Here is a 21,431-nt window from a genome sequence, read left to right as displayed (position 1 = left end):
TAGCGGACAGTCACCTCACGAGTCCTGTTGGAATACAACTTTGGACCACCTCCTCTCTCGTGTACCACCACGCTATGCGAGGACTTCGGGGTCCTGCAACAAGATTTCTCCGATCTCCGTCAACAGGGCGGTCTTGGCCGCCGGTGCCAGGAAAGACGCGTTCACCGCGTTCTGCGCGAATCGGGCGATTTCGGTCGTGGTCAGGCCCAGCGTTTCGGCCACCGCCAAGTACTCGCCGTCGAGCGTGGCGCCGAACATCGGCGGGTCGTCGGTGTTGAGCGTGACCACCACGCCGTGGTCGAGCAACCGTCGCACGGGATGCGCTTCGATCGACCGGAACTGTCCTGTTCGGACATTCGAGGTGGGGCAGACCTCCAGCGGGATCCCTTGTGCGGCAAGGTGTTCCAGTAGTGCCGGATCGGTGTACGCGCCGACGCCGTGGCCGATCCGCTCGGCGCCGAGGTCGTGCACCGCCGACCAGACGGTGGCCGGCCCGGTCGTCTCACCGGCGTGCGGGACGCTGTGCAGCCCCGCCTCCCGTGCCGTGGTGAAGAACGGGGCGAACTGCGCGCGGCCGACGCCGACCTCGGGTCCGCCGAGCCCGAAGGACACCAGGCCTTCGGGGCGTTCGCGGAGCGCGAACACGACCGTCTCGCGCCCGGCGACGACCCCCTTCTCACCGGGAATGTCGAAACACCAGGCCAGTTCCACCCCGTGGTCCGCTCGCGCCGCGGCTCGCCCAGTGGCGAGACCGGTGAGGAGATCGTCCGGGGACATCCCGTCGAGGACGTGGTTGTACGGCGTCACGGTCACCTCGGCGTACCGGGCGTTCTGCGCGGCCAGATCGGCCGCCAGCCCGGTGACGAGGGTGTGGATGTCGCGGGCGTCGCGCACCAGCGACGTCACCGCCAGGTAGTTGCGGAGGAAATGCGGGAAGTCGCGGAAGGTGAAGAAGTCGGCGAGCGCGTCGGCCTCGGTCGGTACCCCCGCCGAGGGGCGCCGCCGGGCCAGTTCCAGCACCGTGGGCAGGCTCGCCGAACCGACGAGGTGGACATGGAGTTCGACCTTGGGCAGGGCGTGCACGAACGCGCGCAGCGCCTCGCCCGTGAGGAATCCGGGCATGACAAAGCTCCCTGAAAGGAGGTGAAGGGTGACGTGCGGAGGGAGCGGGCGGCTCAGGGAGCGAGGTCGCCGCGTTCGGTGTCTGTCCCGTAGAGCGGGAGCTTGAACAGCGTCACGAGGCCAGCTTAGCCACTGGGAGCGGGTCCTGACTGGCATTTCGGGCAGAACCAGGTCGGCCTCGCCTGGTGCCCGGTGCCCTGTGGGGCGATCCGGAGCCGCCCGCCGCAGCGGAAACAGCCTTGTTTGGTCCGTTCGTAGGCCCAGTGCTCGCGGCCGCGGCGCAGATCACCGGTGGTGGTCTGCGAGGTGCGCCAGGCGTTGGCCTTCAACAGCTTGCGGCCGAGCGCGACGGCCTTCGCCGGGTCCACCCCGGATACCGGGGTCCATGGCGTGACGCCGAGCAGGAAGCAGATCTCGACCTTGTACATGTTCCCGATCCCGGCCATGATCCGCTGATCCAGCAGGGCGTCGCCCAGTTCGCGGTCCGGGTCCGCGGCGAGCGCGGCCGCCGCCCGCTCCGCGAGCTGGTCCGTCCACTGTGGATCGAGCAGGTCCGGGCCGAGGTGACCGACGAGCCGGTCTTCCTCGCCCGTGGGAACGAGTTCGAGGTCGTGCACGCGGAAACCGACCGCCTGCACCCCTTCCGCCGCCAGGATGACGCGCGCGTGATGCGCCGGATGGCGCCAGCGGGCACCCGCCGGATAGACCGCCCACTTGCCGTCCATCCGGAGGTGACTGTGCAGGGTGAGGTCGCCGGAGAACCGGGTCAACAGGTGTTTGCCGACCGTTGCGACGCCGAGTACATCCCGCCCGGCGAGATCCGACGTGGCCAGCTGGGGCACCCTGAACTCGCCGCGCACGAGGGTCTTCCCGGCCAGCGCCTTGTCGAGGACCTTGCCGGCGAGGAAGACGGTGTCGCCTTCGGGCATCGGCGCTAACCCGTGCCGGTGTCGCTGAGCTTGGCGGGGGCTTCGGTGGTCTCGGGCTCGGGAGCGTCTTCGTCGCCGCGGACGCGATGCCGTCCGGCCCGGCTCGACCGGAGGACCTTCGCCAGCACCATGTTGAAGGTGAGGGCGATCTCCTGCGCGCCGGGGGAGTGCCACTCGTGGATCGGGCTGCACGCGCCCTGCGCCTGCTGCACCGCGAGCCGGTCCGGGATGGCCGTCGGCATCACCAGCGGCCCGAAGTTCTCCCGTAGTTCGGCGACGCGGAACTGGTGCTCGTAGGAGCGCACGCGAAGCTTGTTGACCACGACGCCGATCGGCCGGAGCCCCGGGTTCTGCTCCTCGCGGATCTTCTCGATCGCTTCGAGCGCCCGGCGGGCGCCGGAGACGGCGTACATCGTCGGCTCGGTGACGATCAGGGCGCTGTCCGCCGCCACCAGGGCCGAGCGGGTCAGCCTGCCCAGCGACGGCGGGCAGTCGAGGATCACCAGTTCGTAGGGTTCCTCGCGCAGCGGGTTGGTGTGCAGTTCGTCGAGCGCGCGGGAGAGGTTCTCCAGGCGCCGGTTGTCGGCGTCGGGCTCGTTGAGCATCTCCAGCTCTTCGGCGCCGACGAGGACGTCGATCTGGTCACTCCACACGCTGGGCGCGATCGCGCGTTCGAGTACCGAGCGCACCGGCGTCTCCAGGACGTCGGCCAGCGTGCGGTCGGTGAGGGGCGGGTCCAGCGAGGTGGTGGCGTTGCCCTGCGGGTCGAGGTCGGCCACGAGGGTCCGGGTGCCCCTGCGCAGGGCGGCGGACGCGACACCGAGGGCGACCGTCGTTTTACCGACGCCACCCTTCAGGCTGAGAACAGCGACCGTGTGCACTCGATACAGCCTACGGGCAGTCGGCCGGGTGGCTCCTTGGCAAGGTGTCGAACACCGCATCGGACTACACCCGCAGGTCGCTCGAGGGCGGGGATTACCCTGTGCGTTTATGAAGACGGACACCGTGGCCACGCGGGGATCGGGGGCGGTACGCCGGGTTCTCGAAGCAGAACTCCGGGCCGCCCGAGCGCGAGGCGCACAACAGCCGGGCGTCGTCGACGTCGGCGGCGGGAGCGGCGGCTGGGCGGTGCCGCTGGCTTCGGCGGGCTGCCTGGTGACCGTCGTCGAGCCGAACCCCAACGCGCTGGCGACCCTGCGCCGCCGCGCCGAGGAAGAGGGCGTCTCCGGCAGCATCACGGTGATCGCCGACGACTCCGACGCGCTCGGCGCCCACGTCGCGGCGGGCTCGGCCGACCTCGTGCTCGCGCACGGCCTGCTCGAAGTCGTCGACGACCCGGCGGCGGTGCTCGCCGCGCTGGCCGCCGCGGTCAAACCCGGTGGCGCGGTCTCGGTGCTGGTGGCGAACCGCCACGCCGCGATCCTGCAGCGCGCGCTGGCCGGGCGGCTCGGCGAGGCACGGGAACTGCTCGCGGCCGAGAGCGGTGTCCTGGGCGGCGGCCGGGAGACCGTGCTGCGACGCTTCGACGCCGAGGCCCTCCAGGCGCAGCTGACCGCGGTGGGGCTCGAAGTGGTCTCGCTGCAGGGCGACGGCGTCGTGGCGGACTTCGTGCCCGGCGGGGTGCGGGAAGAAGACCTGGCGGAGTTCGAGCTGGCGGCGGCGTCGGTTTCGCCGCTGCGGGACATCTCCAGCAGGCTGCACATCCTGGCGCGCCGCCCGGCCTGACCTCGGCCGGCTTGACCCCGGCAGGGAATTGTCGGTGGTCCGGGCTAACGTGCCCGTAAGGTCGCCGGAGGGCGCCCCGCGCCCGACGGCGACTTCACCGTCGCGCGCCCTCTTTGGGCCGAAGGCCCCCGGAAACGTTTTGGCAGGGCGCCTCCATGACCACCGCAGCTGACATCGACTACGTGCGCCCTGGCGAAACGTGTCCGGCAGCGCGCGACAAATAGACACAGCGCGACAAATAGACATGGGAAGAAACGCTGAACTGCCAGGTGGGATGGCCCGGTACCGGGTGACCACCGGGGCCACCACCTGGCCGGACGACACCGGCTGCGGTCTGCTGCATGTCGACATGGACGCCTTTTTCGTGTCTTGTGAGCTGCGCACGCGTCCGGAGCTGGAAGGCAGACCGGTGGTCGTCTCGGGCGGCGGTCCCCGGTCGGTCGTGGCGGCCGCGAGCTACGCGGCGCGGGAGTTCGGTGTCCGGTCGGCCATGCCGTTCTCGACCGCCAAGCGGCTCTGCCCGCAGTTGATCTGCATCACCCCGACGCCCGGGCTCTACGGCGAGGTGTCGAAGGGTGTCATGGGGGTCTTCCGCGAGCTGACACCACTGGTGGAGCCGCTGAGCCTGGACGAGGCCTTCCTGGACGTCAGCGGTGCGCTCAAGCGGCTGGACTCTTCGCCCGCGAGGCTCGGCGCCCTCATCCGGGAGCGGGTGGCCGCCGAACACGGGATCAACTGCTCCGTCGGCGTCGCGAAGGTCAAGTTCGTCGCGAAGCTGGCGTCCGGGATGGCGAAACCGGACGGCATGGTCGTCGTCCCGGCGGCCGAGACGCTCGCGTTCCTGCGTCCACTGCCGGTGTCGGCGCTGTGGGGCGTCGGCAAGCGCACCGAGGAGCACCTGCGGCAGCAGGGCCTCGACACGATCGCCGACGTCGCCGCCGCGCCACTGCCCCGGCTGAGGCGCTCGCTCGGGCGGGCGCTGGGGGAGCACCTGTGGGCGCTCGCGAACGGGCACGACGAGCGCGAGGTGATCCCGGAGACACCGGACAAGTCGCTCGGCGCCGAAGTGACCTTCGATGTCGACCTCCACGACCGTTCGGCGCTCGGACTGGAACTGCTCCGGCTGTCCGAACGTGTCGCCGCCACCCTGCGCCGCCGGGGGCTGCGCGGGCGGACGGTGTCGATCAAGGTCCGGTTCGCGGATTTCAAGACGATCACCCGTGCCAGGACGACCGCCGTCCCGGTGGATGTGGCCCGCGACATCCACCGCACCGCCGTCGAACTCCTCACCGAGCACGCGCCGACGGGCGCAGTCCGCCTGATCGGCGTAAGAGTCGAAGGATTGGACACGGAGAGTGATGGAGAGCAGCTACTTTTCGACTCTCCCGAACCCCGTTGGCGTGCTGCGGAAGTCGCCGCCGACGTCGCGAGGTCGAAGTTCGGCGCCGCCGCGGTGCGGCCCGCCTCACTGCTGACCCCCCGTGACCAGTGACATCGCCCGCTCAACCGTCTTCGAGAGAGCCGAGTCGGGTGGTTTCGGCCAATTCGATCCCTTCTGGATACGGGATCGGGTAGTCGGACGAGCGCGGGGCTCGTATCCTGGACAGAGACACCCCGCCTGGGGTTGTCTGTTGGGTCCATGACGTTGCGCGGCCCGGCGCCCGCGACAGCTGTGCCGGAGGAGGAAAGATGCCACTCTCCGAGCATGAGCAGCGGCTGCTCGATCAGATCGAGCGCGAGCTCTATGCCGAGGACCCCAAGTTCGCATCCACGGTGCGAGGCACCCGGTTGCGCCGCCCTGCCCGCCGACGGCGTTTGCAGGGCATCGCCCTGTTCGTGGTCGGCGTCACGCTGTTGGTGTTTGGCGTGGTGGTCAACATCCGGGTCGCCGACATCCCGGTGATCAGCGTGCTCGGGTTCCTCGTGATGTTCTTCGGAGTCATGATGGCCGTCACGTCGATTCGGCATGGAGCCGAGGCGGAAGACGGCAAGGACGGCGGTGGCCAGGGATCGGGCGGAGGTGGCGGCGGCAAGTCGTCCCCACGCCGGAGTTCCTTCACCCAGCGCATGGAAGAGCGCTTCCGCCAGCGCTTCGAGGAGCAGTAGCTCTCACACACGCGAACAGGCCGACAAGGCATTGCCTTGTCGGCCTGTTCGCGTTGTCATGCGCGTTCAGTCGCCCTCGGGTACATGAGGCCCCCTTCCTTGCGCCCTAGGTACAGGGCTCCGGCAAAGTCGCGCAATTGCCGTTCGGTGTCGCGAAAGCCACTTTCGGGACCTCTGGTGTCGCGAGAGTGGCTTTCGCGACACCGGGGGGCGGCCGCGCTTGACGTCTGAGTCACGTTTCGGCCGGGGGTGGGTAAGTCGGGTGGGGGCGGATCGGTAGTTGCTTGCCCACGTGAATCAGCCCGACGGCGCGGGGCCTCGGGTCTTGATTGACGGAGGATGGGGGACACTCCACGTCCCCGATCCTCCGTTGATCATGGTCAACTCGGTCGAGTGGGGAGGATGACACCGTTTCGGCGGGTAGGTAGATACAGGTCGGGGAGAACTCCAATCGCCCACTCACCACCCGCTTGACCAGCTCCGCGACTTCGCCGGGACGCTTGCGCTAGCGCAAGGAAGGGGCCTTCATGTACTCGAACGGCCCTTTACGCAAAGCACGTCGTCTACTTCCCTCGCCGAAGCGACCGCGGGAACAGGCGGCCCTTCCACGACATGGGCGCGTTCCGCTTCAGGCTCTTGCGAACTTCGTCGAAGGCCGGGCCCAGCGCCTGGTCGTCCGGCGGCTCGTCCGAGTACCAGGACTTCTCCACGACGCCGATGACCGTCCGCAGGCCGGAGCGACCTTCTTCGTCCAGACGGTGCTTCTCGACGACCTTCCGGCCCGCGACGCGCACCGTGTCACCGTCGGAGAGCGGCAGGCCGCGGTCCGCGCACTCGTCCATCAGTTCGCGCCACGCCGCGTCGGCCGCGGTGGGGGAGTGGGACGCGATCTTCTGCAGCCGGAGCCGTCGTTTGATCTCGCGGATCGCCGTCGGTGTACCCAGCCCGCCGAGCACGACCACCAGGACCAGCGCGAACCACCACGACACCCACGCCGCGAGGAACGCGAACGCCCCCACCCACAGTCCGATGGCGATCAGCGGGAGCCAGTTCGTCACGTTCGGGTTGTCCAGGAACCCGCCCTCCTTACGGACGGGAACGGGCGAGTCCGGGGATCGGGACGGGGCGGGCGACGAGCGCAGGAGCGCCCGGTATCTCAAGCGGGTGCGCACGATCACGATCACGCTCACCGCGGCCGCCAGTCCGCCGAGAAGCCCGGCGAGGATGGCGGGCCACAGCGGCTCCTCCTCCTGCTGGTCCCCGGAGCCGTCCGCGCCGGGGTCCGCGCCCGGGTCACGCGGCGTGCCGGTCGCGGGGGCGCTCGACGCCGGCCCGGTCGGCACTTCCTGGGTGTCGTTGGTCTTCGAGGCGCTGGTGTCGGTCTGCAGGTACGGCGGGACGACCGCGCGGCCGTCGACCAGCGGGGTCGGGTCGAAGCTGACCCAGCCCTTCGTCTGGAAGTACACCTCGACCCACGCGTGCGCGTCCTCGGAGCTGATCGAGAGGTGATCGCCCTTCGGTGTGCCGGAGGTGAAGCCGATGGCGACCCGCGACGGGATGCCGACCGCTCGCAGCATCACGGCCATCGCGGACGCGAACTGCTCACAGAACCCGCGTTTGCCGTTGAGGATGAAGTCGGCGAGCGCGTCGGAATCGGTGGCGTCGGCGGTCTTGGTGTCGTAGACGAAGCCGTTCTGCGCGGTGAAGAACGACCAGAGCGCTTGGGCCTTGTCGAAGTTGTTGGACTCGTTCTCCGTCAGCTGCTTGGCCTTCGCGACCACCCTGGGGTCGACGCTGTCGACCTGGGTGAACTGCAGCGGCACTTCGGCAAGGCGAGCGTCGTCGAGGCGGAGTTGTTCCTTCGACGGTTCTTTGATCGCCGCGGTCTCGGTGTAGGCGGGCGCGTTCTGCTTGGTCGTGGTGAACACGGCACCGCCGACCGGGTCGTACAGCCAGTTGTCGGCCAGCCCGGCGAGCGTCCGCGGCACACCGTAGATCGGCAGCCAGTTGTCGACCCAGTTCGTCGGTTCGATCCGGATCTCGCGTCCGGCGCCCTCGCCGTCGTCACCCTTGACGAGCGGGAGCGGCTGGTTGGCCTGCACACCTTGCTGGGCGCGGCCGTTCTGCGCCAGTCCCCAGCCCTTGTTCGGGGTGAACGTGTCGAGGGTGAACGCGCGCAGCAGTCGTTTGTCCGCGCCCATCCCGTAGACCTTGAACAGTTCCACGTTCTCGCCCTGGTCGAGCAGGCCTCGCAGCTGCGTGAACGGCTCGACGCCGAACCCGCCCGCGCCACCCCGGCCCGACCCGGTTCCGCCGGGGAGACTGCCGACCGTGCCGACGCCGGTGGCGGCCGTGCCGATGACCAGGCCCAGCGCGATCGCGGCACTCACCACGCCGACGGGAGCGGACAGCGTGCTCGCCGAGTTGCCCAGTCCGGGCGCTTCCCGGTTGCGCCAGCGGCGATGCCGGTGGTTGCCGTCGACGGCGAGCAGTGCGGCGAACGCGCCCGCGCCGAGCAGGAAGGTCCACCACGGCAGCATGTCCTCGGCCAGCGCGGCGGGCACGGCGTACACGCACAGCAGCACCAGGCCGGTGGCGGCGGGCGCGGCGGCGGCCACGGCCAGGGTGTCGACCAGCACCGCGACCAGGCCGATCGCGATGGTCACCAGGCAGAGGATCGGCGGCGTGCCCTCGATGGGCGGCAGCCCGACGCGGATCTGCTCGGCCGCCGCGGCGAGCACGCCGCGCAGTTCTCCGAGCGCGTCCGGGCCGGGGATGATCTTCAGGATCCCGCTGGTGGTGAACGCCCCGGTGATCAGGAACAACAGCACCAGCAGCTGAGCCAGGCCGACGACGATGGTCGGCGCGCGCAGCGAGCGCAGGGCGAGCCCGGTGGAGGCGATCAGCACGACGGCGACCAGCAGGTAGCCGAACCACGCCCAGCCGGAGACGACGCCGGTCAGCGAGGTCGAGGCGAACAGTGTGGCGAGCCCGGCGGCGACCGGCGCGAGCACACTGCTCGTCCAGACCGGTGGTGGCGCCTCGGGACGCGGTTTGGGGGTGTGCGGGAGGGGTGGCGCTGTCGCGGTCACAGGCCGCCTCCGATCAGCGTGCCCCGGCGGGTGGCTGTCCGGCACAGCTCGGCCCAGACCTGCTGCATGGGCGATCCGGGTCCCGCGATCACGACTCCCCAGCCCGCGGCGCGCAGCAGCGCCACCGATTCTTCGCTGGCGGCGGCCCGGGTTTCGGGCCGGTTGACGCCCGAGGACCAGCCTGGGGTGTCGAGCAGCACCGCGAGGCTCCGGATCCCGCGCGGGCGGTACCGGGACAGCTCGTGCACCGATTCGTTGCTGACAGTGCCGAGCACGGCGATGAGTTCCTGTCCTTCGGCGGGATCGTGGCCGAGGGTGATGTCGCGCTGGTGCGCGGGCTGGAGCGCGGCGAGGACGTCGAGCACGATGTTGTCGTAGTGCTCGCCACCCTCACCGGGGGTGTCGGCGAGGGTCTGGCCGTGTTCGGTGATCAGCCGGACGCGGTGACCGGAACGGCGCAGGTGCAACCCCACCGAAGCGGCGAACGAGACGGCCCATTCCAGGCTCGCGGCGGGACCGGTGCCGTGATGCGCGGCCGCGCGGTGGTCCAGCAGGACCGTCGTGCCGCCACGCCACGGCCGTTCCTCGACGCGGACCATGATCTCGTCGCGGCGGGCGGTCGAACGCCAGTGGACCTTCCGGAGGTCGTCGCCCTGGCGGTACTGCCGGACGATCACGTCCGCCTCACCCTGCCCGGCGTGCAGGCGGATGCTGCCGTCGTCACCGGCGCCGATCCCGGCACCGCTGGGCAGACCCCACAGGCCGACCACCTTCGGCACGACGACCAGCCGCGAATGCCCGATCAGCTCGCGTTCGAACTCGCACAGCCCGAACGGGTCGGTGATCGTCGCCCGCAGCGGGCCGACCTGCTGGATCCCGCGCAGTACCGGCTGCAAGGGGTACCGCAGCGCGACCTTCCGGTCGTGGGGCAGCCGCTCGACGACGAAGCGCGGCCGTGAACCCAGCGCGTACGGCACGCCGTCTTCGAGCAGCACCTCACCGGCGGGAAGCCTGCCGTTGCGCCAGAGTTCGAGCTGGACCTCGCCCGGCGAGCCGACCGAGACCCGGTCCGGGCGCAGCGTGCGAGCCGCGCCCAGCCGCAGCCGGGTCGCCGAGATGAAGAAGGCGACCAGCAACGGCAGGGCGACGACGAACACCGCGACCCGCAGCAGGTCCCGTTCGTTGAGCACGAACGAGCACACCGCCGCGGCGACGCCGGCGGCGAGGAGACAGCGGCCGCGTGTGGTCAGGCCGGACAGAGCACGCAACATGCGCTAGGTCCAATCAGCCGAGCGAAGCTCGTCCGCTGAGGGCGGGGGCGGGGGCATGGATGGACTTTCTGCTCAGCGGTGGTTCGTGCCCGAAGAGCCCTGCGGAACGGGGACGCGGTGCAGGATCGCGCGGACCACGTCGGTGGCCGAACGGCGGGCGGCGTGTGCCTCGGTGGTGAGCACCATACGATGCGCCAGCACCGGGACGGCGACCGTGTGCAGGTCGTCCGGGACGACGAATTCGCGGCCCGAAAGCGCGGCCTGCGCACGGGCGGAGCGGACCAGTTGCAGGGTCGCCCGCGGCGAGGCACCGAGACGGATCTCCGGCACCTGCCGGGTCGCGGACACCAGTTCGACGGCGTACCGGCTGACCTCCGGCGACATGTGCACCGACCGGACCGTCTCGATCAGCCGCTGCACCGACTCGCGGTCGGAGACGGGCTCGAGATCGGCCAGCGGGTTGTGCCCGGCGTGCTCGTCGACCATGGCCAGTTCGGCCTGCTGGTCGGGGTAGCCGATGGACACCCGCGCGGTGAACCGGTCCCGCTGGGCCTCGGGCAGCGCGTAGGTGCCCTCCATCTCGATCGGGTTCTGGGTGGCGATCACCATGAACGGCTCTTCGAGGTGGTACGTCGAGGTGTCGACGGTGACCTGGTGCTCTTCCATGCATTCGAGCAGCGCCGACTGCGTCTTCGGCGAGGCGCGGTTGATCTCGTCGCCGACCACGATGTTCGCGAACACCGGGCCGGGCCGGAACTCGAACCCGCCGGTCTGCCGGTTGTAGATGGACACCCCGGTGACGTCGCTGGGCAGCAGGTCGGGGGTGAACTGGATCCGGCTCACGGTGCAGTCGATCGAGCGGGCCAGCGCCTTCGCCAGCGAGGTCTTCCCGACCCCGGGGACGTCCTCGACGAGGAGGTGGCCTTCGGCGAGCAGAGTCACGAGCGCGATGCGGATGACGTCGGGTTTGCCGACCAGTACCCGCTCCACGTTGGCGGCGATCCGCCGCGCCGTCTCGTGCAGTTCGTCGAGCGACGCTCTGCCGTCACGGCCGTTCTGCCGGCCGCTGACCGAGCCCGCTGCCGTGGGGTACGGCGCTTGCCCGGATGCCTGCTCGCCCTGGTGTTCGCCGGGCGTCGCAGACTGGATTCTCGACGTCACTCGACCTCCTGATGCCACGTGGCTGGTCGTCCGCTGGATCTGCTGAAGGTCAGCTTTTCTTCACTCGGGTTGTCCCCCGAGCAGCGGTCAGCCTCCCACGAAGTGTGTCAAACTCGGGCGAACTCTTGGGGGGAACCCCGTCAACCCCAGTCGATGACTCTGTGCAACCAGAGACCTTACCTCGGTCGGGTGAGGTGAACGGGTTTTCGGGTGCTCCCGCTGACACGGGGTTTTGTCGTATGCTCCGGTGCGAGGTCGCTCGACTACGGAGAGGCGTAATCGCATATGAGCGAGGTGAGAACCGCCCGCCCCAGGTTCGATCTGAGTGGGTTCGCGGTCGCCCCGGAGCTGGCCGCCGACGCCCACGTGAAGATCTCCGCCCTGCAGGACGTGGTCGGCCAGATGGTCCGCGAGGCCAAGGTGCTCGGCCGCACGGTTCCCCTCGGCGGGGGATACGCGGACGAGGTCGGCCGGTTCATGGCGCAGTACGGGATCGGCGCCGAAGGCTCTGCGGTCGAGGCTCTCACCGCGTTCGGCAAGGAACTCGACGCGCTCAAGAACCGGATCGAGAAAGCGTTGGCCAAGTACACCCGTCAGGATGAACAAGCGGCGGCGGGTGTGGACTGTGTCGGCGGCTGAACCCCTGAGCCCCCGCCTCCCCGGTATCGGCGTCCTCGGTGCGCTCGTCGTCCTCACAGTGTCCGGCTGTGGGCATGGGGCCGCAGGTCAGGCACGGATTCCGGCCGCCGGCGACGGTGCCACCCCGCCTCCCGCGTCCTCCGCGCCGGCGTCGAGTGGCGGAGTGGATCCCTGCGCGCTGCTGTCACCGCAGGACCGGTCGAGCGCCGGAGTGAACGTGCTCGGCGTCCCGAAGGAGATCAACGGCGCCCGCGCCTGCGACTGGACGGTGCCCGCGACCTTCGGCGTCACCGTCACCGTGGACGAGAAGAACGGGCTGGCCGACCTCGAGATCGCGCGCAAGACCGCGACCAGGATCAAGGTCGGCGACCGGCAGGCGCTCAAGGTCGCCGACAAGAAGGCCGCCGACGGGACGTGCGCGGTCCTGCTCGGCATGGGGGAGAAGGCGAGCGTCCAGATCGACGTGAGCAACACGAACTTCACCGACACCACGCTCGCCTGCGAGCGCGCGGTGACGGTGGCGGGATTGGCCGAACCCAAACTGCCCTGAGGAGACGGTGCCGTGCCTGAAGGAGAGACGCCGGGGCGTGAGGTCCCGGTCGCGGCCACGCGGTACGAGGCCTACAGCCACGAGGCCCTGGCCGCCGAGGTCGAAGCGGGCAATGACCCCGAAGCGGCGGGTGGCATCGGTGCCGCCTGGGACGCGCTCGCGCGGCGCATGCACGACGCGACGTCCGAGGTGGCCGGACTCGTCGGCAGCAGCGAAGAGAACTGGCGCGGGGAAGCGGGCGACGCGCTCCGCGGCGTGCTGGCCACGGCGTCGGGCTGGCTGACCTGGTCCGCCGACCTCTCGTCCGCGCTCGGACAGGCGGTCTCCGGGCAGGCCGAGGCGGCCGCGCGGGCCAGGGCGGACATGCCACCGCCCGTGGGCTTCGATCCGGGCGCGATGATCCGAGGCGCCGCGGCGGGCGGGAACCTGCTGGCCCTCGCGGCGCTCGCCGACGAGATGGAGGCCCGTCGCGCGGAGGCCGAGGAGGCCAGGCGCAAGGCCGTCGACGTGATGAACACCCGCGACGTCTCGCTGCGTTCGCTGACCCCGCAGGTCTCCTTCGGGAAGCCGCCCGAGCTGGGGCGGTCTTGATCCGCGTTTCCGCGTCGGCGTTCGACGTCCTCTGGTCCGACCTTGGCCACGCGGCGCCGCCATGGCCGCTGTCCGTCCGCAGCGTCGGCGGCACCGAAGCGGAACGTGCCGAGATCCGCGGCGCGGTCTACGAAAACCTCGCCGAACGAGGCCTTTATGACGGGGACCGGCTCGATGCCGCCCTCGAAGCGCGGCTCGACCTGCTCGCGCGCGCCGAGGTCTACGTCGAATGCGAGGCGCTGGCCGACATGACGGCCGAAGCGCCGTTCCGCGCTGTCGCGGCCGCGCGCGGGCGGCACGGCGTGCTGGCCACCCAGCCCGAGCAGACCATCGCGCTTTCCGGGATCGGCGACGGCGAGGTGTTCGCCGCGATCGTCGACGTCCTGCCGGCGCTGCGGCCCGGCCCCGGCTACGGGATCAGCCTGCCCGCGGCGCGCTTCGGCGGTGACCTGGAGGATCCGGTGTTCGGCGGCGGCGGACGATCGTCGGCTTCGGACAATCAGCTGCGCGAAGTGCTCGCGATCCAGGCGCGGCCGGTCTACAGCGCCGGCCAGTTCACCGTGCGGACCCGCGACCGCGACGGCCGGGCCCACCGGGCCGGTGGGCTGACCTGGTTCGACACCGACGTCGGCGCGTACTGCGCGGCGCGGACCGAGGGCCGCGGCGGGCAGGCGTGGGTGAACGTGTCGCCGGTGGACGGTCCCCGGCTGGCCGCGCGGCTGGCCGGGCTCCTTGATCCAGACCGCTAGGTTGTGACAAGTAGGCGACCCGAGGGGGGTTTCGGAATGAGCGTGCCATTCGGTGGCCACGTGCGTGATCCGCAGGAGTGGATGCGCGAACAGGAACAGCGCAGCGCCGCCTTGCTCGCCAAGGCGGAACAGGCGAAAGCCGACCTGGAGAACAACGTCGTCACCCTGAGCAGCCCGGATCGGCTGGTCACCGTGACGGTCAACCCCGGTGGTGGCCTGATGTCACTCGCGCTGTCCCCGCAGGCGCAGGAACGGCCGCCCGCCCAGCTCGCGTCGCTGATCATGAGCACCTACCGCAAGGCGACGACGAGGGCCGCGGACCGGACACTGGAGATCATGGCCGGGCTGACCGGCGAAGACTCCGACGCTGTCGATTTCATCAAGAGCACCCTGCCGCCGCGGGAAGACCCGCCCGCCGCTCCCGAACCGGACGATTCGGCGCGTTTCGGCGTCACGGAGGCGGATCCCGATCCTGAGCCACCTCGATCGCGGCCCACTCGTCCAGCCTCCGACGAGGACGACGGTGAAGACTTCCAGCACGTCGACTGGACCGGCCGCTCATGAGCGGGCCGGGCTACGGCGTTTCGCCGGAACGCCTGAAGGCGCACGCGGGCCAGGTCTCCGACCTCGCCGAACGCATCCGGCACGCGGCTTCGGCGGCGAACCAGGTCGGGTTGGGCGGTTTCGAGGGATACGGCCTGCTGTGCGCGGTACCGGTCGGCGGAGTTCTGCGAATCGCCCAGGGCGACAACGACGAGCTGATGACCAGCGCGGCGAACCTCGGCGACGCGTTGTCCGACGCCTTGAGGAAGGCGGCGACGGACTACACGAAGATCGACGACGACGCGGCGCAGCTCGGCCGGGACCTGGGGAAGAAGCTGTGAGCGAAGAACCGATCGCGCGACTGAGCGAGCCGAACCTGGTCGCGCAGCAAGAGGACGAGAAGAAGAACTTCAAGGGAGCCGGTCTCGCCGACAGCTTCGAGGGCTTGATCGGCACTATGAAAGGAAAACCCGACGAGGACATCGACGCGTTCGCGCTCGCCATGGACGGGGTCTCGGTCGGACTGGACCTGCTGTCGATGGTCCTCAATCCGCTCGGTGAGCTGGTGAAGGCAGGCGTCGGCTGGTTGATGGAGAACCTCGACTTCATCCGTGAGCCGCTGGAACTGCTCACCGGTGACCCCGATCTGGTCCAGCAGGCGGCGCAGACCTGGAACAACATCGCCGGAGAACTCGAAGCCGTTGCCGGCGACTACGACGGTTCCCTGAGCGCGACATCCGGATGGGACGGTGACGCGGCCATCGCTTACCGCCGCGTCGCGCTGCAGTACACGCAGTCTCTGCGTGACGTCGCCGCGGAGGCGAAGGAATCGGCGCAGTGGATCACCACCGGCGGCATGGTGGTGGCGACCGCGCGAGCACTGATCTTCGACATCATCGCCGGCTTCATCAGCGACGTGATCACCCGTGCGCTGCTGGCTCTCGCCTCGTCGTGGTTCACCCTCGGTGGTTCGGTCGCCGCGTTCACCGCGAGCGTCTTCGCCGACGCGGTCAAGGTCATGGCGAAGATCCAGAAGAAGCTCGGCAAGCTCCTGAGCGCGATCCAGAGGTTCGTGAAACGGTTCGAAGGATCAAGCGGCCGGGCCCGGGAGGCGGCACAGGCGCTGGGGCGAAAGTCTTCCGAACTGGGGCGCGAGGCGAACAAGGCGATCAAAGCCAGTGACAACACGCTGGACGCTTTCAAAGCCGACAACCTAAAGCTGGCCAAGACGGCTCTCGATTCGGACACGACGGGCGCCGAGCGTCTGCTCAAGCACGCTCGTGGCGGCGCGGAGCGGATGGAGAACACCACCTGGGGCAAGGTCGCCGACAACACGGGTGTGAAGATCGGGAAGGAAGCCGGAAAGGCGGCCGCCGAGAACCGCGACCAGTACGACGGGGGATCGCCCGGCAAAGGCCAAGTCACGCCTCCCAAGACCGGCCGGATCAGCGGCTCGCTCGAAGACGATGACTGATCAGGCCGGACAGGACGACCGCCAGACCTCGAAGCGTCACGGCCGGCCGGGCCTGAGGATGCTCTCTGGGATCGTCGTTGCGGTACTGGCAGTCTGGTTCATGGCCTCACTCGGCGTCTCCCTCGGTGTCCGCAGCGCGGAAAAGGTGGAGCGGTTCGGCGTCGCCCACATCCAGGAGTGTCATCGGCTCGCGACAAGAGCTTGGCTGATCCACGCCTGTGACGCGGAAGTGCGGTGGGATCGGGAAGCACGGGGCAAGCCGCTGGCGACTTTCACGATCGTCGCTTCGGCTTCGGAGCTCTCGGGGGAGGTCAAGGTTGTGTCCTACGAGAGTCTCGGTCGATACGGGGCGCTGCACTACAGCACACTTCCCGTCGACCGTCCGCGGCCGCCGTTCTCCTTCGGATGGTTGATGTTCTTCATGTTCGTGAGCCTGATTCCCGGTTATGTCGCCGGGTGGTTTGTGGGCAAGGGCATCGGTCGACTTCTACCCGAGCCGAGGGAGAAGCCCAAGGACTGGCGCGGCATCAGCCGTCGCACCACGCCCGGGATGAACGGACGCCGGCGCAAGCGCCGCCGCTGAGTGGAGAGTCCGGTTAGGACGGCGGCATACCTGGGATGAACCGACGACGTCAAGACTCACGGGCCGTGCCCCAACGGTCACGCTCCACTGTGTCCCCAACGCTCCCCACCACTCCACACCGGATTCCCCACTTTGCCCCCACTCCGCCCCACAGCGAGGTTCCGGCTGCCGATATCCGGACGCATCAGGCATAGATGAGGTTGCTTCGATACCCGCCCAGGGGGATCTTGGCCACCGTCCCCCACCACGCCCCCACCTGGAGCCACCTGGCTGACCAGCGAAAACGCCTGACACGACGGAGTGGTCGCGGCTTTTGTCGCGTTGACTGTGGTGAAAAGTGGGGTACGGTGGTGCGCAGTGGGGCAGTAGGGAGCCCCGTGACCGGCCTTGGTTGTTCACAGCCGAAGTCGGTAGGGAGGTGGAGCCGATGTTCCTCGGCACCCACACCCCGAAACTGGACGACAAAGGGCGGCTCACGCTGCCCGCGAAATTCCGCGACGCGCTCGCCGGTGGGCTGATGGTCACCAAGGGGCAGGATCACTGTCTCTTCGTCTTTCCCCGGGCCGAGTTCGAGCAGATGGCGAGGAAGGTCGCCGACGCCCCGTTCACGAACGAGGCGGTCCGGGCCTACCAGCGTTATCTCTTCGCCGGGACAGACGAACAACGCCCGGACGGGCAAGGACGCGTCGCGATCGCGCCCGAGCTCCGACGCTACGCCGGGCTGAACAAGGAGTGCGTGGTGATCGGGGCGATCACCAGGCTGGAGATCTGGGATGCCCGAGCGTGGCAGGGCTACCTGGACGAACACGAGGACAGCTACGCGAAGGCTCGAGAGGAAGTTCTGCCGGGCGTCTTCTAGACGTGACCGAGGAAGCACCCACCCCGTCGGGGGGCGCGGGTTCACGCTTCGGACACGCCGGAAACCGTCCACTCGGATGCCGTGAGGCCTCTGTCCGCTCAGTGGCCCTGGTACACCTTCCCCGGTACCAGGTCAGTAGGCGGGCGGACAGGGACCTGACGGCATCCGGCATCTTCCCCGGCACTACAGGAAAGGGGGAAGACATGGCAGGCGAACACGAGCACGTTCCGGTGCTGCTCGACCGCATCTTGGAATTGTTCAAGCCGGTCTTCTCCGACCGCGAGGCCGTGCTGGTCGACGCGACCGTCGGACTCGGCGGTCACTCGGACGCGCTGCTCACCGCGTTTCCCGCGCTGCGCCTCGTCGCACTCGACCGTGACCCCCACGCGTTGGAACTCTCCGCGAAACGGCTTGCGCCGCATGGTGATCGCGTCGACTTCGTGCACGCCGTCTACGACGAGATGCCGTCCGCGCTGCAAGGTCTCGGACTGTCCAGAGTGGACGGGATCCTGTTCGACCTCGGTGTCTCCTCCATGCAGCTGGACCGCGCCGAGCGCGGTTTCGCCTACTCGAAGGACTCTCCGCTCGACATGCGGATGGACCCGACCACCGGGATCACCGCGGCCGACGTGCTCAACACCTACACGCCGGGCGAGCTGATCCGGATCCTGCGCGACTACGGCGAGGAACGATTCGCCAAACGGATCGTCAAAGCCGTTGTGGCGGAACGAGAGAAGGAACCCTTCACGCGCAGCGGGCGGCTGGTGGAACTGCTGTACGACGCGGTCCCCGCGGCGAGCAGGCGCACCGGCGGGCATCCGGCGAAGCGCACCTTCCAGGCGTTGCGGATCGAGGTCAACGGCGAACTGGAGGTGCTGCGGCGGGCGATGCCGCGGGCGCTGTCCTCGCTCGCCGTCGGCGGCCGCATCGTCGTGGAGGCCTACCAGTCCCTCGAGGACAGGCTGGTCAAGCAGGCCTTCGCGGAACTGGCGAAATCGCGGACACCGGAAGGGCTTCCGGTGGAACTGCCGGGCCACGGCCCGGAACTGAAACTGCTCACCAGAGGGGCCGAGAAAGCCGGCGAGGCGGAGACCGAACAGAACACACGGGCCGCCTCCGTGCGGCTGCGAGCCGCCGAACGGATCGGAGACCGAGCACGATGACCGCTCCCGCGAAGTCCCGCGGCCGCCGGACACCGGCGCCCGGACGGCGTGCCCGCGCGACCAGCACGGTCGAGGAGACGCCGGACACCGCCGAGACCAAGACGTCCACCCGCGCCTCCCGAGGCCGGACGTCGGCGGCCGAACGTGCCTACGCCCGTCGCGCCCAGCGCGCCGACCTGCTGCAGCGCGACCAGCGACGCAACCGTCCCGACGCCGAAGGTGGTGCGGGCAAGGAAGAACCGAGGAAGCAGCTCAAGCTGCGCTGGCCGCGCTCGCGTGCGTCGTTCGTGCTGATGATGATGGGCATGCTGGCCGTCGGTGTGGCCTGCACACTGTGGCTGACCACGCAGGCCATCGCCGACTCGTACCGGCTCGAACAGCTCCGCACGACCAACGCCGGGCTCGCCGAGGCGAAGGAACGGCTGCAACGCGAGGTCGCGAAGGCCGAATCGCCCGCCTCTCTGGCGCCCAAGGCCAGGGAACAGGGCATGGTGCCCGGTGGCGACCCGGCGCACATCGTGGTCGGCCCGGACGGACAGTCCACTGTGGTCGGTGAACCGAAGAAGGCCGAAGCAGGCACACCCCCCACCTCGACGGTGGTGCCGCCGCCCGCCGCGGGTACGCAGGGCGGGTTGATCGAGGGCGACCAGCCCGCGATCCCGCAGGAGGACGTGGTACCCCCGGCGCAGGGAGGCCAGTGATGTCACCCGGCCGTCCGGCACAGAACCGGGCTCGGTCGGCGGGGAGCGCGCGGCGGACCTACGCCGCCGGGACCCGCCGCGCCACCGCCAGGCAGGGCAACGGGGGGCATCCGAGCCGGTTCACCGGCGTCCGGATCCTGCTGATCATCGTGATGGTGCTCGCCGGCCTCAAACTGGTGCAGGTGCAGTGGTTCGAGGCCGGTGCGCTGTCCGAAGCCGCGGAACGGCAGCGGGCGTCGGTGATCGAAAGTCCCGCGCAGCGCGGGTCCATCATGGACCGCAACGGGACGAAGATCGCGTTCAGCATCGAGGTGCGGACCCTCGCGGTGAGCCTGAACTGGCTCCGCAAGACCAAGGACGACTTCGCCGCGAAGAACCCGACCAAGGGCAAGACCTTCGAGACCGAGGTGGCTGCCGCCGCGAAGCTGATCGCGGCCAAGCTTCCGGGGGTGATCACCGAGCAGGAACTGCTGGACAAGTTCCACAAGCCGGACGGGTTCACCTACCTGGTCCATGACATCGAACCATCGGTCGCCGAGGCGATCGTCAAGGAATTCCCGTGGATCAGCGTCGAAAAGCGCTCGAAGCGGGAATACCCCGGTGACTCGGTGGGCGCGAACATCATCGGCTACGCGAACTGGCGTACCGACGACAAGGACACCTCCAAGCACAACCTGCACGGCGGCTATGGCCTCGAGGCTTCGCGGGACAACGACCTCGCCGGAACGCCCGGCCGCAAGATCGTCAACACCCGGAACGGCAACGACAACCTCGTCATCCCCGGTACGGAACGGGACATCCAGAACGCCGTCCCCGGTTCGGACCTGCAGCTGACGATCGACACCGACCTGCAGTACGAACTGCAACGGCAGTTGAGCGAGTACGTCACCAAATCGCAGGCCAAGGGCGGCCAGGCGGTCATCATGGACTCGAAGACCGGCGAGGTCTACGCGCTGGCCAACGACAAGACGGTCAACCTCAACGACCCGGCTTCGCGCAGCGAGACGGAGAACCTGAACAACCGCGCGGTGACGACGCCGTTCGAACCCGGTTCGGTGAACAAGATCGTCACCGCCGCCGGCGCGATCGACCAGGGCATCACCACGCCCGAGGCGTCGATGTCCGTGCCGGGTTCGCTCCAGGTCGCGGACAAGATCGTCAAGGACGCCTGGCACCACGGGGCGCAGCAGTTCACCACCACCGGGATCTTCGCGAAGTCGTCGAACGTCGGGACTCTGTTGCTGGCGCAGAAGATCGGCGAGGACCGCTACGCGGAACTCCTCAAGAAGTTCGGTCTCGGCCAGCGCACCGGTCTCGGCCTGCCCGGTGAGAGCCCGGGCGTCGTGCCGCCGCGCAACCAGTGGTACGCCACGACTTTCGGAAACCTGCCGATCGGGCAGGGGCTTTCGATGACCGTCGTGCAGATGGCCGGGATGTACCAGGCCATCGCGAACGACGGGCTGCGCGTGGAACCCCGGGTGGTCAAGGCGAAGGTCAACCCGGACGGGACCGTCGTCCCCGAATCGGCGCCGAAGACCGTGCAGGTGATCAGCCCGCAGGCGGCGAAGACCGTGCGCGACATGATGCGCGCCGTGACGCAGAGCGGCCGCGGGCAACAGAGCGGCACCGGGCCGAAGGCGGCGCTGGAGGGCTATCAGATCTCGGGCAAGACGGGCACCGGCCAGCAGGTCGACCCGCAGACGAAGACGTACAGCAACTCGCTGTACAACATCACCTTCGCCGGGATCCTGCCCGCCGACCACCCTCGGTTCGTCGTCGGTATCCGGCTGGACGCGCCGGCGAACACGGCCTCGGCCGCGCCGCTGTTCCACTCGGTGGCCGCCTACTTGGCGCAGCGGTTCCAGATCCCGCTTTCGGACGGCCCGACGCCTCAGGTCCCGCTGGTGCTCTCCTGAACGGTGGCCGACGTTGGTCGCTCAAGGTCCTGCCGACACCGGACCACGTTCACCCGCGGGACGGGGCTCGCGAGGGGTGGGGAGCCTTTTGGCGGGGTGAAGGGGACTTTCCGCGCATGGCATGCGGGGAAGGCGTCCTTCACGCGGCGAGGTAGTGGGTGATCCGCTCCCGTCGCCGTGTGGCCGGTGAGCGCGAGGGACTGTGTGGATTTCGAGCCGTCAGGCGACCTTGGACCTCGGGACCTACGAGGACTGTC

At 69.3% G+C, this 21,431-nt stretch carries 21 protein-coding genes; 15 read left to right on the top strand and 6 right to left on the bottom strand.

Annotation, left to right across the window (positions count from 1 at the left end; translation table 11 throughout):
• Positions 1 to 72 precede the first annotated feature (72 nt).
• From add to ACM6LR_RS19045, 3 genes are all read right to left on the bottom strand, one after another.
• Positions 73 to 1,122, bottom strand: coding sequence for an adenosine deaminase (gene add, locus ACM6LR_RS19055; protein ID WP_414937244.1), 1,050 nt, complete (start codon positions 1,120 to 1,122; stop codon positions 73 to 75).
• 125 nt (positions 1,123 to 1,247) lie between these two features.
• Positions 1,248 to 2,051: a DNA-formamidopyrimidine glycosylase family protein gene (locus ACM6LR_RS19050; protein WP_414937245.1), complete on the bottom strand. Its 804-nt coding sequence runs from the start codon at positions 2,049 to 2,051 to the stop codon at positions 1,248 to 1,250.
• Between the two features lie 5 nt (positions 2,052 to 2,056).
• Positions 2,057 to 2,932 (bottom strand): ParA family protein, encoded by an 876-nt coding sequence (locus tag ACM6LR_RS19045; RefSeq protein ID WP_409491694.1) that lies wholly within the window; start codon positions 2,930 to 2,932, stop codon positions 2,057 to 2,059.
• 109 nt (positions 2,933 to 3,041) lie between these two features.
• Between ACM6LR_RS19045 and ACM6LR_RS19040 the strand changes: the two genes are divergently transcribed.
• From ACM6LR_RS19040 to ACM6LR_RS19030, 3 genes are all read left to right on the top strand, one after another.
• Positions 3,042 to 3,776: a methyltransferase domain-containing protein gene (locus ACM6LR_RS19040; protein ID WP_414937246.1), complete on the top strand. Its 735-nt coding sequence runs from the start codon at positions 3,042 to 3,044 to the stop codon at positions 3,774 to 3,776.
• 274 nt (positions 3,777 to 4,050) lie between these two features.
• A complete protein-coding gene (gene dinB / locus ACM6LR_RS19035) occupies positions 4,051 to 5,268 on the top strand; it encodes a DNA polymerase IV (protein WP_414937247.1) in 1,218 nt (405 codons plus the stop codon).
• Positions 5,269 to 5,465: 197 nt separating this feature from the next.
• Complete coding sequence (locus tag ACM6LR_RS19030; RefSeq protein WP_414937248.1) at positions 5,466 to 5,882, top strand: DUF3040 domain-containing protein; 417 nt, start codon at positions 5,466 to 5,468, stop codon at positions 5,880 to 5,882.
• Positions 5,883 to 6,445: 563 nt separating this feature from the next.
• On the opposite strand, the gene ACM6LR_RS19025 is transcribed toward ACM6LR_RS19030, so the two are convergent.
• The 3 genes from ACM6LR_RS19025 to ACM6LR_RS19015 all read right to left on the bottom strand — a co-directional run bounded on the left by ACM6LR_RS19025 (position 6,446) and on the right by ACM6LR_RS19015 (position 11,406).
• Positions 6,446 to 8,974, bottom strand: a complete 2,529-nt coding sequence (locus tag ACM6LR_RS19025) for a transglutaminase TgpA family protein (RefSeq protein ID WP_414944204.1) — start codon at positions 8,972 to 8,974, stop codon at positions 6,446 to 6,448.
• Entirely contained in the window at positions 8,971 to 10,245 is a 1,275-nt protein-coding gene (locus ACM6LR_RS19020) for a DUF58 domain-containing protein (protein WP_414937250.1), read from the bottom strand. The genes ACM6LR_RS19025 and ACM6LR_RS19020 overlap by 4 nt, the downstream gene beginning before the upstream one ends.
• 72 nt (positions 10,246 to 10,317) lie before the next feature.
• A complete protein-coding gene (locus ACM6LR_RS19015) occupies positions 10,318 to 11,406 on the bottom strand; it encodes an AAA family ATPase (RefSeq protein ID WP_414937251.1) in 1,089 nt (362 codons plus the stop codon).
• Between the two features lie 285 nt (positions 11,407 to 11,691).
• Between ACM6LR_RS19015 and ACM6LR_RS19010 the strand changes: the two genes are divergently transcribed.
• The 12 genes from ACM6LR_RS19010 (at position 11,692) to ACM6LR_RS18955 (ending at position 21,174) form a co-directional block, all read left to right on the top strand.
• Positions 11,692 to 12,045: a hypothetical protein gene (locus ACM6LR_RS19010; protein ID WP_414937252.1), complete on the top strand. Its 354-nt coding sequence runs from the start codon at positions 11,692 to 11,694 to the stop codon at positions 12,043 to 12,045.
• Positions 12,005 to 12,595 carry a DUF3558 family protein gene (locus tag ACM6LR_RS19005; protein WP_414937253.1) on the top strand — a complete coding sequence of 197 codons (591 nt, stop codon included), beginning with the start codon at positions 12,005 to 12,007 and terminating at the stop codon, positions 12,593 to 12,595. The genes ACM6LR_RS19010 and ACM6LR_RS19005 overlap by 41 nt, the downstream gene beginning before the upstream one ends.
• Positions 12,596 to 12,607: 12 nt before the next feature.
• Positions 12,608 to 13,186 carry a PPE domain-containing protein gene (locus ACM6LR_RS19000; protein WP_414944203.1) on the top strand — a complete coding sequence of 193 codons (579 nt, stop codon included), beginning with the start codon at positions 12,608 to 12,610 and terminating at the stop codon, positions 13,184 to 13,186.
• Positions 13,183 to 13,935, top strand: a complete 753-nt coding sequence (locus ACM6LR_RS18995) for an ESX secretion-associated protein EspG (RefSeq protein WP_414937255.1) — start codon at positions 13,183 to 13,185, stop codon at positions 13,933 to 13,935. Before ACM6LR_RS19000 ends, ACM6LR_RS18995 begins: the two co-directional genes overlap by 4 nt.
• Before the next feature lie 36 nt (positions 13,936 to 13,971).
• Positions 13,972 to 14,499 (top strand): YbaB/EbfC family nucleoid-associated protein, encoded by a 528-nt coding sequence (locus ACM6LR_RS18990; RefSeq protein WP_414937256.1) that lies wholly within the window; start codon positions 13,972 to 13,974, stop codon positions 14,497 to 14,499.
• On the top strand, positions 14,496 to 14,819 hold the full coding sequence (locus ACM6LR_RS18985) for a type VII secretion target (protein ID WP_414937257.1): 324 nt from the start codon (positions 14,496 to 14,498) through the stop codon (positions 14,817 to 14,819). Before ACM6LR_RS18990 ends, ACM6LR_RS18985 begins: the two co-directional genes overlap by 4 nt.
• Complete coding sequence (locus ACM6LR_RS18980) at positions 14,816 to 15,952, top strand: WXG100 family type VII secretion target (RefSeq protein WP_414937258.1); 1,137 nt, start codon at positions 14,816 to 14,818, stop codon at positions 15,950 to 15,952. The genes ACM6LR_RS18985 and ACM6LR_RS18980 overlap by 4 nt, the downstream gene beginning before the upstream one ends.
• Positions 15,945 to 16,535, top strand: coding sequence for a hypothetical protein (locus tag ACM6LR_RS18975; RefSeq protein WP_414937259.1), 591 nt, complete (start codon positions 15,945 to 15,947; stop codon positions 16,533 to 16,535). The genes ACM6LR_RS18980 and ACM6LR_RS18975 overlap by 8 nt, the downstream gene beginning before the upstream one ends.
• Before the next feature lie 427 nt (positions 16,536 to 16,962).
• Positions 16,963 to 17,394: a division/cell wall cluster transcriptional repressor MraZ gene (gene mraZ, locus ACM6LR_RS18970; RefSeq protein WP_414937260.1), complete on the top strand. Its 432-nt coding sequence runs from the start codon at positions 16,963 to 16,965 to the stop codon at positions 17,392 to 17,394.
• Between the two features lie 203 nt (positions 17,395 to 17,597).
• Complete coding sequence (gene rsmH / locus ACM6LR_RS18965) at positions 17,598 to 18,557, top strand: 16S rRNA (cytosine(1402)-N(4))-methyltransferase RsmH (protein WP_414937261.1); 960 nt, start codon at positions 17,598 to 17,600, stop codon at positions 18,555 to 18,557.
• A complete protein-coding gene (locus ACM6LR_RS18960; protein ID WP_414937262.1) occupies positions 18,554 to 19,258 on the top strand; it encodes a hypothetical protein in 705 nt (234 codons plus the stop codon). The genes rsmH and ACM6LR_RS18960 overlap by 4 nt, the downstream gene beginning before the upstream one ends.
• Positions 19,258 to 21,174 carry a peptidoglycan D,D-transpeptidase FtsI family protein gene (locus tag ACM6LR_RS18955; RefSeq protein WP_414937263.1) on the top strand — a complete coding sequence of 639 codons (1,917 nt, stop codon included), beginning with the start codon at positions 19,258 to 19,260 and terminating at the stop codon, positions 21,172 to 21,174. The genes ACM6LR_RS18960 and ACM6LR_RS18955 overlap by 1 nt, the downstream gene beginning before the upstream one ends.
• Positions 21,175 to 21,431: the final 257 nt, after the last annotated feature.

It is taken from the genome of Amycolatopsis sp. cmx-11-32, assembly GCF_047608695.1.
In the GTDB taxonomy this organism is placed as follows: Bacteria; Actinomycetota; Actinomycetes; order Mycobacteriales; family Pseudonocardiaceae; genus Amycolatopsis.
This window is presented reverse-complemented; position numbering and strand designations above follow the sequence as displayed.

What these genes read in the sequence shown, in the direction of transcription:
- ACM6LR_RS18975 (WP_414937259.1), top strand. Translation starts at nt 15,945, where the DNA reads ATGACTGATCAGGCCGGACAGGACGACCGCCAGACCTCGAAGCGTCAC.
- ACM6LR_RS18960 (WP_414937262.1), top strand. Translation starts at nt 18,554, where the DNA reads ATGACCGCTCCCGCGAAGTCCCGCGGCCGCCGGACACCGGCGCCCGGA.
- ACM6LR_RS19050 (WP_414937245.1), bottom strand. Translation starts at nt 2,051, where the DNA reads ATGCCCGAAGGCGACACCGTCTTCCTCGCCGGCAAGGTCCTCGACAAG.
- ACM6LR_RS18985 (WP_414937257.1), top strand. Translation starts at nt 14,496, where the DNA reads ATGAGCGGGCCGGGCTACGGCGTTTCGCCGGAACGCCTGAAGGCGCAC.
- ACM6LR_RS19040 (WP_414937246.1), top strand. Translation starts at nt 3,042, where the DNA reads ATGAAGACGGACACCGTGGCCACGCGGGGATCGGGGGCGGTACGCCGG.
- dinB (WP_414937247.1), top strand. Translation starts at nt 4,051, where the DNA reads ATGGCCCGGTACCGGGTGACCACCGGGGCCACCACCTGGCCGGACGAC.
- ACM6LR_RS18955 (WP_414937263.1), top strand. Translation starts at nt 19,258, where the DNA reads ATGTCACCCGGCCGTCCGGCACAGAACCGGGCTCGGTCGGCGGGGAGC.
- add (WP_414937244.1), bottom strand. Translation starts at nt 1,122, where the DNA reads ATGCCCGGATTCCTCACGGGCGAGGCGCTGCGCGCGTTCGTGCACGCC.
- rsmH (WP_414937261.1), top strand. Translation starts at nt 17,598, where the DNA reads ATGGCAGGCGAACACGAGCACGTTCCGGTGCTGCTCGACCGCATCTTG.
- ACM6LR_RS19020 (WP_414937250.1), bottom strand. Translation starts at nt 10,245, where the DNA reads ATGTTGCGTGCTCTGTCCGGCCTGACCACACGCGGCCGCTGTCTCCTC.
- ACM6LR_RS19005 (WP_414937253.1), top strand. Translation starts at nt 12,005, where the DNA reads ATGAACAAGCGGCGGCGGGTGTGGACTGTGTCGGCGGCTGAACCCCTG.
- ACM6LR_RS19010 (WP_414937252.1), top strand. Translation starts at nt 11,692, where the DNA reads ATGAGCGAGGTGAGAACCGCCCGCCCCAGGTTCGATCTGAGTGGGTTC.
- ACM6LR_RS19030 (WP_414937248.1), top strand. Translation starts at nt 5,466, where the DNA reads ATGCCACTCTCCGAGCATGAGCAGCGGCTGCTCGATCAGATCGAGCGC.
- mraZ (WP_414937260.1), top strand. Translation starts at nt 16,963, where the DNA reads ATGTTCCTCGGCACCCACACCCCGAAACTGGACGACAAAGGGCGGCTC.
- ACM6LR_RS18990 (WP_414937256.1), top strand. Translation starts at nt 13,972, where the DNA reads ATGAGCGTGCCATTCGGTGGCCACGTGCGTGATCCGCAGGAGTGGATG.